Source organism: Kangiella profundi (assembly GCF_002838765.1).
Lineage (GTDB): Bacteria > Pseudomonadota > Gammaproteobacteria > Enterobacterales > Kangiellaceae > Kangiella > Kangiella profundi.
In genome coordinates this window covers 2,108,013-2,120,163 of the sequence record NZ_CP025120.1, presented here as the reverse complement: position 1 = coordinate 2,120,163, position 12,151 = coordinate 2,108,013, and the positions used below count along the sequence as shown (strand labels likewise).

The following is a 12,151-nucleotide window of genomic DNA, read 5'->3' as shown; positions in this document are numbered from 1 at the left end:
AAGTTATGCGCATTTTACATTGCCTCACTAGACTAAGCCACCGTAGCAAGCTCGCAAAACCGCTAACACTCGCCTTTTTCACTGTGTTTTTGGCCAGTTGTAGTGCTTTGACCCCTAAATCGCCACCCTGTGTTGAATCAGCGGTACTCTATCGGTTGGCAGATATGCGTCAAATCAATGAGTCTGCTTTCAACAAGGCATTGGCTTGCGACAACCTTGAGACCGTGGAGCTAGCCTTGATTAATCTCGGACGAATTGGCGGGGAGCAGGCCAGTGAGCTTATTTTGCCTTCGCTTGATCATTCTCAAGACAGCGTTCGGGAAACTGCTGCCTTTGCTTTAGGTATCGGTTTGCATAAACCTGCAACGGCTAATTTGATTGAGCGACTGGGCCAAGAAAAGAACAACAAGGTTAGAGTTGCCATGGTGCTGGCCATTGGTAATCTGGGGGGGGAGCAATCGGTTCCAACCCTGGCCAGGTTGATTGAAGAAACTGACGAGCCAGAGGTTGCTAACGCCGCGATGCAGGGACTAGGAATTATGTCAGTGTTCCATCGTCATCTGTTAACGGGCGATACTGAAATTGAAGTTGCTCGGGTGATTGAGCGATTAGATGAGGAAGACACTGCATTAATGGCGAGCTTTTTGTTAGCGAGAGTTCCTTTACTAAGAGACCCGCAGGTTCCAGATGTTATTGCCTTATTGAGAGAAAAGAATGCCTCATTGAACAGTGCAACTCAGGCCTTTGTAATTCGGGCTTTGTCACGGCTTGGACAAAAAGAGATTACACCGTTTCTTTGGGAAAAGGTCCGCAGTGACAATTTAGCGATACAAATTGCTGTGGCTCAGGCGCTCGGAATTAGAACACTGACAAGCACCGAACAGATTCAGGCGCTGAATGAATTAGCGTTAGCAGATAATCCAGCATTGCAGGTAACGGTACTACAATCTGGTCGCCGCTGGATGACACCTCAGACTTTGAAAACTTTGCGCGAGAGTGACAACACCTGGGTGCAGTCTGAAGCCTTCCTCGCAACAAACGATAAAACCCAACCTGATGTACAGAAACTCGTGAAAGCATGGTTGGAATCAGATGACCCGAATCATCAGCGGGCAGTGATTCAGTATTTTTCGGAACTGAATATGCCACCGGTTTTAAAGCAACTTGCAGAGAGTGATAAAGAGATTATTCGCATCGGTGCACAGCGAGCTTTGAATACTTATCAGGAACCAAAAAACGAACCGATAGCAACGCCTACCGAACTACCTTCCTCATTAAGCGAGGGGCCATCAAGGGTAAAAATCGTTACCACCAAAGGTGATATTGTCATCAAGTTATTTACTGACACACCATATACATCAACCAACTTTATTCGCTTAGTTGAATCAGGCTTTTATGACAACACCTACTTCCACCGTGTCATTCCAAATTTTGTAGCGCAAGGAGGCAGCAAATATGGTGATGGCTCAGGCAGCGTTGGTTACAGTATTCGTGAAGAGCTTAACCAGCGGTCGCATCGCAAAGGAACTATTGGTATGGCAACCGCTGGTAAAGACACGGGTGGTGCGCAGTTCTTTTTTAATCTAGCTCCAAATCTACATCTTGACAGTAACTACACCGTGTTTGGTGAAGTAGTGGCGGGGATGGACATTGTGATGTCACTTGAGCAGAATGATCAGATTCTCAAGGCAGAAATTTCAGAAAAAATTAATAAATAAATTAAAGGGCTAATTATGGACTTATTTACAATAGAAAATTTACTCACGCTGGGAATGTTAATTGTTTTACAGGCAGTGCTTGGCTTCGACAACCTGCTTTATATCTCACTGGAATCCAAGCGTGCTCCACTGGAAAAACAAAAACAGGTTCGTCGTTTAGGGATTGGACTGGCAGTTGCGCTTAGGATCGTTCTGCTGTTTGTTCTCATTGAACTAATTAAGTATGTTCAAGGCGAATTGTTTACCATTCCATGGACTGGGTTTATTGAAGCAACCTTCACCTTTGAAAGCATCATTGTGTTATTGGGTGGTATTTTTATCATGTACACCGCAGTCAAAGAAATCTGGCACATGATGGCGCTGGAAATTGGTGAAGCTCATGAGCGTAAGCCACAGTCCGCAGCAAAAGTTATTGCATTAATTGTACTGATGAACTTGGTGTTCTCTTTCGATTCGATTTTAAGTGCCATGGCATTAACGGATAACTTCTGGGTGATGGCAATTGCTATTGTCTTCAGTGGTGTGTTGATGATCTGGCTAGCGGATACGGTTTCACAATTCCTGCAAAAGAATCGTATGTTCGAAGTGTTAGGCCTATTTATTCTGCTTGTGGTCGGTATTATGTTGCTGGCAGACGGCGGTCACAAATCTCATCTATTATTATTCGGCTACCCAATTGAGCCTATGAATAAAGCAACTTTCTACTTCGTTATCGCAGTAATGGTTCTCAGCGATATTGTGCAGTCAAAATATCAAAAGAAATTAATGCGGAAGAAAGAGGCGGCTGCTCGAGCAAAGTTAGAACAAGAAGCGCAGGAAGAAATATTGTAATTTTGAGTGATATTACAAAGCCCGCATTAGGCGGGCTTTTTTGTTTTTATTCTTGTAAAGCATGATTAAACTTCAGAAATGTCTTCCTATGAGAATAATTAAACACAGGAATTTCATATCGTTTATATAAATCTATCCCAAGTGTATCTGCTTTGACCTCTAATACCCATTGGTGGCATTCATCTGATAAGTTATTACCAGAATCAGGTAGTGCAGCAGGGATAGTGAAACTAAATTCAAGAAGAAATGCTTTGTGATTAACTGACTCAATATTGGCATAAGTTTTATCAGACCACAAAACTTTAATCTTAGGCATTGGCTTCATCCCCGAATAATCGATAGAGACTAAACGACACTCCAAAGTGACAATAATGTCATGTTCTTTTAGATTACCTCTCTTGACCAAGAGTTGCCCCTGATTCGTTTGGCCAGTGAAAAACGGGTGTGGAGTTAATTCCAGCTCTGAATACCCATACTTCATTCTTCTAAACAATAGATAAATTAACGCGATGATGCCAGCTGACGAAAAAATTATACTTAAAGTAACTAGCATTAAATTGGAATCTTTGTCTTTTAGAAGTAATAAGAGGGAAACAGTAAATAGAGTTATCAGAAGGGTTATTGAAAAGACAAATTTTAAATCCATGGAGTTATTAGGTGAGATAGTTTTTTTTATCCATTCTTTTCGCCAAAACCAAGGTTTGAGGGGGTGATTGTCTATTTGTCTTTTTCTATGTTTATTGGTAATAAAGCGGTTTAGCCAATCTCTGCTGATCAAATACGCTAGTAAGTAAAAGCTAAGTAGTCCGATTAATAACCCAAATACCAGTGAATAGTTGTAATATTTATCGATTATTGATTCGCTAGGATCGTTGGGATTAATAAACACTGTTATAGGTGTGTTATTCTGATTGGCCTCTTCTAGTTCTTTTCTTACAGTATCCCACTTTCCAGACTGGCTTTTATAGTTACTAAAATAGCTGATAGTATCATTTGAATAGACTTCACCATCATAGTTGTATTGATAAGTGACTATGTATTTTGGGTGCTTATTTTGTTCCCATGGTGATGTTTCAGGTTGACCTAGTTGAGTTATGAGTGCACTTGACTCAATCCAGCTTAAACTTTGCCATGATTTATAAAAACTTTTAGTAAAACCTACTAATATAACGGTGTTAATAATAAAAATTATTATGCCTGCAATTAATAAAGAACTTTTTGTATTTGTCTTCCTGTACATCATCATTCCTTTTTTATTTTAGGTACGAGCGCGTAAAGCACTCATACCTATTATCATAATTTTATTCTATAACATCGGCTTCAGGTATTTTCCAGTGTAAGACTGTTTGACCTTTGCAACCTCTTCTGGAGTTCCGGTTGCGATAATCTGTCCACCTTTGCTGCCACCTTCTGGACCGAGATCGACTATCCAGTCAGCAGTTTTTATGACGTCGAGGTTATGCTCAATCACTACAACGGTGTTGCCGTGATCGCGCAGGCGATGCAGTACTTTGAGCAATTGATTAACGTCGTGGAAGTGTAGGCCAGTGGTTGGCTCATCCAGGATGTAAAGCGTCTGCCCAGTATCGCGTTTAGACAATTCACGGGAGAGTTTAACGCGCTGAGCTTCACCGCCTGATAGCGTGGTAGCTGCCTGACCCAAAGTAATGTAAGACAAGCCGACATCAATTAATGTCTGTAATTTGCGGGCCACTGCTGGAATTGCGTCGAAAAATTCGCGCGCATCTTCAACCGTCAGATCCAATACTTCATTGATGTTTTTACCTTTGTATAGAATCTCTAAAGTTTCGCGATTATAACGCTTACCTTTACAGACATCACAGGCGACATACACATCGGGAAGAAAGTGCATTTCGACTTTGATGACGCCATCACCCTGACAGGCTTCGCAGCGTCCACCTTTAACATTGAAACTAAAGCGGCCAGGTTTATAACCGCGAGTTCTTGACTCTTGGGTACCTGCGAATAATTCACGAATCGGTGTAAAAATTCCGGTATAGGTCGCAGGGTTTGAGCGTGGCGTACGACCGATTGGGCTTTGATCGATATCGACCACTTTATCAATATGATCGAGACCTTGAATCTCCTTGTAAGGCTTAGGCTGTAAGCTGGAGCGATTAATATCTCTTGCCACAATAGGGTAGAGAGTGTCATTAATCAGAGTCGATTTACCCGAACCGGAAACACCAGTAATACAGGTTAACAGTCCAACCGGGATTTCCAGATCCACGTTATTAAGATTGTTTCCTGTGGCACCAAGAACCTTGATAGTCTTTTTGGCATCGTAAGGAGTGCGCTTCTCAGGTACTTCAATTTTAAGCTTGCCTGTCAGGTATTGAGCTGTCAGTGAGCCTTTGGCTTTTTTGATATCAGCCAGTGTCCCTTTGGCAACAATTTCACCACCGTGGACACCTGCGCCTGGACCGATATCAACAATAAAGTCGGCAGCGCGAATCGCATCTTCATCATGCTCAACAACAATCACCGTGTTACCTAGGTCACGAAGATGAGTGAGTGTCTGTAGTAGGCGGTCGTTATCGCGTTGATGAAGACCAATCGAAGGCTCATCCAGAATATACATCACACCGACAAGCCCCGCGCCAATCTGACTGGCCAGACGGATTCGTTGAGCTTCCCCGCCCGATAAGGTATCGGCGCTTCGCTCAAGAGTTAGATAATCAAGACCAACGTTAACCAGGAAGCTTAATCGCTCTCCAATTTCTTTGAGGACCTTCGAGGCAATTTCACCACGTTTTCCGGGCAGGTCCAGCGTGCTGAAATAGTCATGAGCCTGTTCAATGGACCAGTGAGTGACTTGTGGCAGTGATGTACCATCAATAAAGACGTTACGAGAATCTTCATTAAGACGAGTGCCGCCACAATCTTTACAGGACTGAGTAGTCATGTACTTCTGCAGTTCTTCACGTACGGCACCTGATTCAGTCTCGTGATAGCGGCGCTGCATGTTTGGAATAATGCCTTCGAAGCGATGTTTACGCTGGTATTTATCACCGCGGTCATTACTGTATTCAAAATCAATCTGGGTCTTGCCACTACCGTAAAGCACCACATCCTGAATCTTTTTCGGCAAACTGCTCCAGGGTGCTTCCACATCAAATTTGTAGTGCTTGGCCAAAGATTGCAGCATGTGGAAGTAATACACATTGCGGCGATCCCAGCCTCGAATGGCGCCACCAGCTAACGAAATATCTTCATTAGTAATAATTTTGTCGGGATCAAAAAACTGATCGATACCCAGACCATCACAGGTAGGGCAGGCACCAGCCGGATTGTTGAAGGAGAAAATGCGTGGCTCAAGCTCGGAAATGGAGTGGCCACAGGTAGGACAGGCGTACTTGGCCGAGAAAACCATTTCCTCGAGATCACTGTCTTCATCCATTGGCGCAACACGAGCAATTCCGTCTGATAACTCCAGCGCTGTCTCAAAAGATTCCGCCAGGCGCTGCTGTAAATCAGATTTCACTTTGAAGCGATCGACAATCACCTCAATGGTGTGCTTTTTATGCAGCTCCATGGTGGGTGCGTCGGACAAGTCATACACTTCACCGTTGATACGTGCACGAACAAAACCTTTGGCCTGAAGTTCCTGCAGTAATTGAATGTGTTCACCTTTACGGTTTTTAATAACCGGAGCCAGTAACATCAATTTGGTACCCTCGGGCTGTTCCAGCACATGATCCACCATCTGGCTGATAGTCTGAGCTTCCAGTGGTAAATGATGAGTGGGGCAATGTGGCGTGCCGACACGGGCAAACAACAGACGCAGGTAGTCGTATATCTCAGTAATGGTACCCACTGTGGAGCGTGGGTTATGCGAAGTGGATTTCTGCTCAATCGAGATTGCTGGTGACAAGCCTTCGATATGCTCGACATCAGGTTTTTCCATCAGCGACAAAAACTGACGTGCATAAGCGGATAATGATTCCACATATCGGCGCTGGCCCTCGGCATACAGTGTATCGAACGCCAGCGAGGATTTACCTGAACCGGACAGGCCGGTAATCACGATTAATTTGTCGCGAGGTAGAACCAGGTCAATGTTTTTCAGGTTGTGGGTCTTGGCACCGCGGATATCAATGTTGTCCATCAGTTTCCTATTATATCGTTTGTGTGAGCTCATGACAGAAGTGGCCTATTATGCATTGTGGCTGTGAATTTATTGCCAATATCTTATCGCTCGAAGCTAATCCTGCGATTAGCAAAAAGCTATCAGGCACTACGTCAAAATAAATTTGGGTTTTGCGGCTTAAAATGAGAAAATCGCAAACCGTTAACTATAACGTGAATTGCCTTAAACAGAAAAGGTTTGTTGGGGCTGATGGTCAACCAAAGTGACTAATAATTAAACAGTTAAGCCCTAAGCTATTGGATTGTGTATGAAATCGTCTTCATTGACCACGCTCGAAAAAAAATCCGCTATTTCCTTGGCCAGCATTTTTGCTTTACGTATGTTTGGCCTTTTTATGTTGTTGCCCGTTATACGAATTCTCGGCGAAGGTCTTGAAGGAGCGACTTTACCGCTGTTAGGACTGGCTATTGGCATTTATGGCCTATCGCAGGCAATTCTACAACTCCCTTTGGGACTACTCTCCGATAAAATTGGCCGTAAGCCAGTTATCTACGCAGGATTATTGGTGTTTATCGTGGGCAGTTTGGTGGCTGCAAACTCTGAGAGTGTCTGGGGCCTGATCATTGGCCGAGCACTGCAGGGCGCTGGAGCTATTGCCAGTGCTGTTATGGCCTTGGCGGCAGATTTGAGTCGTCCTCATCAGCGTTCGAAAGTGATGGCCATGATTGGTGGCAGTATCGGGCTGGCCTTTGCCTTGTCGTTGGTACTCGGGCCGTTGCTGTCTAATTGGCTGAATCTTCAGGGGCTTTTTTATCTGATTGCGGTTCTGGCATTTTTAGCACTACTGGTTGCTGCGTTTGTGGTGCCAGCGGTGCCCGCTATTGATGTACCAAAGATTAACTTGAGCTTCGCCGAACGCTGGCGTTATGTTACGGCCAAAGGGCGAATTTTTGTGTTGGCGTTGGCGGTGTTCGTGATTCACTGGGCACTTGTTGCGATATTTCTGGTTGTTCCAGACAAGTTGATTGCCAGTGGTTTTGAGCTGTCGCAACATTCCTGGATCTATTTGGTGGTGCTGGCCTTGTCGATTGCCATCATGTTGCCGATGATGATTAACGCTGAGAGAAAAGGTTGGCACCGTCAGGTCATGCAGGCCGCATTTCTACTATTAGCGCTATCTCTTCTGACCTTACTGACTAACTGGCAGAGTTTATGGTTCTGGCTACTGGTTCTGACCTTATTCTTTGCAGGGTTCAATTTATTGGAAGCCAAGCTTCCTTCCACCGTATCTAACCTATTCGGTGCTCAATACCGTGGCACGGCTTTGGGTATTTTCTCAACCAGCCAGTTTCTGGGCGCTTTTCTGGGCGGTAGCGTAACAGGCTATTTATTACCAAGCCTTGGTTTTAATGGTGTTGTCTTGCTAAACATTGGCTTGATGGTTGTTGCTGGATTGGCTTTAGGATGGTTAGGCAAGTTACCGGAAGTCAAACGCTGGGTGCTGGAATTGGACGAAGCTGATACAGCAAAAGCAGTACAGGAATCGGCATTGAAGTTGGCTGGCGTCATTGAAGCCATTGCGGATGACCATAAAGGCAAGGTATATTTGCGAGTGGACGACTCGACCATCGAGCGTGAAGAATTAGAAAAATTAGGCCGAATTCAAGCCTAATATATTGATAATTAAAGATTTTAGACGATTAAAAGACAAAGACAGGAGTAATCAATGGCCAGTCGCGGCATTAACAAAGTCATCTTAGTAGGAAATTTAGGGAAGGATCCGGAAATTCGTTACACACCAGACGGTAGAGCGATTGCCAACATTACGTTAGCGACTTCTGAAACCTGGAAAGATAAAAATACTGGCCAGCAGCAGGAAAAAACCGAGTGGCACCGCATTGTCATTTTCGGCAAGTTAGCTGAAATTGCTGGTGAATACCTCAAAAAAGGCTCGCAAGTTTACTTTGAAGGTAAATTGCAGACTCGCAAATGGACTGATCAGTCAGGCCAGGACCGTTACACGACAGAAGTGGTTGTTGATATTAATGGTCAAATGCAAATGCTAGGTGGCCGTAGCGGTGGCGAAGCCTCATTCGGTGGCGGTAACAACAATAACCAATCTCAAAAGCAATCACCTCAGCCAGCTCCGGCAATGGATGATGATTTTGACGATGATATTCCGTTCTAGTGACCATCTTAGAAAAATTTGAAAAGTTATAACTAAAGCTTAAACAAAGGAGACATTGATGAGCTATCAACAAACAGAAGAACAAGTCGTCGTTCGTGGTGGATTAGGCGATCGCGCAAAGTTTATTACCAAAACCTACAACCATTTATTGGGTGCAATCTTTGCATTTGTATTGATCAGTGTTTATTTCTATCAATCTGGTATTTCACTAGCAATCGCAGAGTGGGTATTTTCATTTGGTGGTGGCTGGATGGTATTGATGGGTGGTTTCATTGCGGCGTCATGGGCAGCAACTCATATCGCCCATACATCACAGTCAAAAATCACTCAGTATTCGAGCCTTGCCGGTTTTATTATTGCTGAGGCGATTATCTTTGCACCTTTGCTCTTAATTGCTGCGCAGATGGCTGATGGTGTTATTAAGAGTGCTGCGACAGTAACCTTGCTAGGCTTTGCAGTTTTGACTGCGATTGTTTTCTACACCCGTAAAGACTTCTCATTTCTGAGAGGCATTTTAATGTGGATGTTTGGTTTGGCAATCGTGGCAATTATTTCTGCATTTATTTTCGGTTTCCAATTAGGTACCTGGTTTAGTGTAGCTATGATTGGCTTTGCTGGTGCAGCAATCTTATACGACACGTCAAACGTATTGCATCATTATCCGGAAGATCGTTACGTTGGTGCAGCACTGCAACTATTTGCCAGTGTCGCCATGATGTTCTGGTATGTTTTGCGTCTATTTATGTCTAGTAACGACTAGCCGATAAATTGTCTAATAAAGAAAAAGCGGCTACGGCCGCTTTTTTTTGTAAGTATTAATCCTCACCTTTCCCTTCTTTATTCAACTCTGTTTCCTCTATCACCAGCTGCTCTTTTAGCCGCTCGATTTTTTCTTTAGTTTTTTGTTGTTTGGATTTAAGTTTATCCTTTTGCTCACTATTTTCTGAATCTTTGATCTGTCTTGACATTTCATCTACTGAGTCTTCAAGCTTCTCAATCTGTTGTCGCGTTTGATCTACCAGTTCGGCTTTATTCGCCTTGTCGAATATCACTGATTCTGGCTCCCCGTTTTGAGCATTTTTTATTTTGTCAGATTTTGATTTTTTAGCTTTTGGAATAAAGTTGATTTCATCCACCATACGTTGATTTCTGAAGGAGGGAGATACGATTTCAACATCAGCCTGATGCAGATTATCCAAAACACAGGCATTCAGTTTGGAGCGACTGGATAGTAACGTATTGATATCTGTGGCTAGCCCATGAACTTTATAAACAACGGCATGATCGAGTAGCTTTTCGATGTAAACAAAGGGCTTTTCCAGCTCAGCTTGCTCTGCGGCCAGCAGAAGCAGTGGTTCTATAACTTTATGATCCATGTCGTAACCGAGGGACACTTCTGTTGAAATGATGGTGCCGTCACTGTGCATCACGGTGACGGGATTGGTAGCAAGAAACAGGTTGGGCAGGGTGATCAGATCACGTTCCCGATCTTGCAGTTCGGTGTGTAATAGACCACGTCCAGAGACACGTCCAAACATGCCTTTGACTTCAATAAAATCACCGAGTCTGAAGTTTCTTACCGAGCGTAACCAGATCCCAGCCATGATATTGCCCAGAAATGTTGCTGAGCTTAAGGCAATAGAAGCTGACAGTACGATTCCGATTAGACCAATAATCTGATTCTTTAAACTATCCTTGATGGGTAAGACCAGAACAAAAATGATAATAAGCAACAGCATAAAGACAATATTCGTTAACTGTCTTTGCAACACCACATTGGTGTTTTTATTTTTACTTAGTGAAAAGAACTTCTGTAGGAGTTGGTAGGCAAAAAAGCCGATGACGAGTACTGCAATTGGCCAAAAAAGGCTGGTCCAATCAAAGCCGAGAAAGTCAGACATGGTATTTGCTCCTTGTAATTTCTTCTTATCATAATTGTTTACAGGTGTGATGCAAGGAGTGCGAGAGTTATTCAGAAGTTTGAGTAGGGACAACTCATGAGTTGTCCCTACAAGTCGTACTAGAGAGTAGTAAGACAACAAAAAGGGCGCTTGAGCGCCCTTTAAACTCTAACTAACTTAAGTGGTTAGTCTTAGAATACGTACTGGATACGTACTGCTAAAGCGTCACCGTCTTTGTCTACGCCGCCTTCAGTCATGTCACCTGAAACATAGTTCAAGCCGATGCGAACTGCTGCATTTGCATAGTAGTTAAGACCAATAGTGAATGCTTCGGCTTCGTCAGTGCCTGGCTCATAGCTGCTGAAACGGCCAAATACTTCCCATGCGCCTGCATCACCTTTTGGCTTAACGCGTTTGAATACACCTTTGCTGTATGGGCGAGATTCGCCAGTAATGATGTAACCTACCTGAGCGTAGTAACCTTCGAGGTCTGTATCCGCTGCGAAATTACCACCGTCGATCTCACCATCGAAGTATTCAGCTTGCGCGTGGAATGGACCTGTTGAGTAAGCAACTTCTAAGTTGTAAGCGTTGATGCTTTGTCCAGTGATTGAACCTGAACCTACTTTCTCATCAGCCAAGTGGATTTCTAGACGCTGGTCAGCTTCACCGTATGTGTCGCCTGCTAAACGGCTTTGCGTATAACCGAAACCTAAGTGCAAAACTTCATCTTTAGTTGCGATTGGAGCAGTAGTTACACGACCAGAGAAGCCAGTAGCAATATTGCCGCCTTCATCACCGTGATCATATACACCAAATTTCCAAGTAAAGTCGTTGCTGCCGCCACCTAAAGAAACACCATAGTTTTTACCTGGAGCCAAAGCGTTGGTAATCATGGTACGCTCGATAGCTGTAATATCTTTTGAAGAAGTATTTTCTTCTAGACCAAAAGGCTCTTTGTGTTTACCTAAAGTTAGATCAACACCATCCCAACCTGAATATTTGATATAAGCATCTTCAAGGTTTGTTGTGCCGTCGTCTTTGAAGTTACCTTGAACTTTACCAGACCAGTCTTTGCCAATCTTGCCGGATACAAAGATACGTGCACGACGTAATTCAGAATCAGAACCTGACTCATCAGCGCCAGAGAATGCTTCGCCATCGAACATGTCGATGTCATATTGCAAACGACCACCAACAGATAGAGTTACATCATTAGTTTCAACTTTAAAACCACTACCAGCTTTGGCAGAAGCTTCGCCTTCGGCAAATGCCGGTGCAGAGATTACAGTAGCAACAGCTACAGCGATTAGTTTTAATTTCATTGTCTTCTCCAATAAGGGGTTTAATTAATCGACGCTGGCAATTCTACGGAGATTTTGTGACATTTCTATGACAGAAA

General features: G+C 43.6%; 9 protein-coding genes. 5 read left to right on the top strand and 4 right to left on the bottom strand.

The window, feature by feature from the left end; translation table 11 throughout:
* Positions 1-107 precede the first annotated feature (107 nt).
* Both CW740_RS09895 and CW740_RS09890 read left to right on the top strand, forming a co-directional pair.
* Positions 108-1,718, top strand: a complete 1,611-nt coding sequence (locus tag CW740_RS09895) for a peptidylprolyl isomerase (RefSeq protein WP_227523845.1) — start codon at positions 108-110, stop codon at positions 1,716-1,718.
* 15 nt (positions 1,719-1,733) lie between these two features.
* A complete protein-coding gene (locus CW740_RS09890; RefSeq protein WP_106647340.1) occupies positions 1,734-2,549 on the top strand; it encodes a TerC family protein in 816 nt (271 codons plus the stop codon).
* A gap of 46 nt (positions 2,550-2,595) precedes the next feature.
* On the opposite strand, the gene CW740_RS09885 is transcribed toward CW740_RS09890, so the two are convergent.
* Both CW740_RS09885 and uvrA read right to left on the bottom strand, forming a co-directional pair.
* Entirely contained in the window at positions 2,596-3,789 is a 1,194-nt protein-coding gene (locus CW740_RS09885; RefSeq protein WP_157826414.1) for a DUF3592 domain-containing protein, read from the bottom strand.
* Positions 3,790-3,855: 66 nt separating this feature from the next.
* Positions 3,856-6,678 (bottom strand): excinuclease ABC subunit UvrA, encoded by a 2,823-nt coding sequence (gene uvrA, locus CW740_RS09880; protein WP_106647338.1) that lies wholly within the window; start codon positions 6,676-6,678, stop codon positions 3,856-3,858.
* A gap of 289 nt (positions 6,679-6,967) precedes the next feature.
* Between uvrA and CW740_RS09875 the strand changes: the two genes are divergently transcribed.
* From CW740_RS09875 to CW740_RS09865, 3 genes are read left to right on the top strand one after another with little or no spacing between them, the layout of a single operon-like run.
* Complete coding sequence (locus CW740_RS09875) at positions 6,968-8,332, top strand: MFS transporter (protein ID WP_106647337.1); 1,365 nt, start codon at positions 6,968-6,970, stop codon at positions 8,330-8,332.
* Positions 8,333-8,386: 54 nt separating this feature from the next.
* Positions 8,387-8,848 (top strand): single-stranded DNA-binding protein, encoded by a 462-nt coding sequence (gene ssb, locus CW740_RS09870; protein WP_018624155.1) that lies wholly within the window; start codon positions 8,387-8,389, stop codon positions 8,846-8,848.
* Positions 8,849-8,906: 58 nt separating this feature from the next.
* Positions 8,907-9,608 carry a Bax inhibitor-1/YccA family protein gene (locus CW740_RS09865; protein WP_106647336.1) on the top strand — a complete coding sequence of 234 codons (702 nt, stop codon included), beginning with the start codon at positions 8,907-8,909 and terminating at the stop codon, positions 9,606-9,608.
* A gap of 55 nt (positions 9,609-9,663) precedes the next feature.
* Here CW740_RS09865 and CW740_RS09860 read toward each other — a convergent pair whose 3' ends face one another.
* Both CW740_RS09860 and CW740_RS09855 read right to left on the bottom strand, forming a co-directional pair.
* The gene (locus tag CW740_RS09860; protein WP_106647335.1) at positions 9,664-10,749 is read right to left on the bottom strand and encodes a mechanosensitive ion channel domain-containing protein; all 1,086 of its coding nucleotides are present in this window, start codon (positions 10,747-10,749) and stop codon (positions 9,664-9,666) included.
* Positions 10,750-10,940: 191 nt separating this feature from the next.
* The gene (locus CW740_RS09855; RefSeq protein WP_106647334.1) at positions 10,941-12,074 is read right to left on the bottom strand and encodes an OprO/OprP family phosphate-selective porin; all 1,134 of its coding nucleotides are present in this window, start codon (positions 12,072-12,074) and stop codon (positions 10,941-10,943) included.
* Positions 12,075-12,151: the final 77 nt, after the last annotated feature.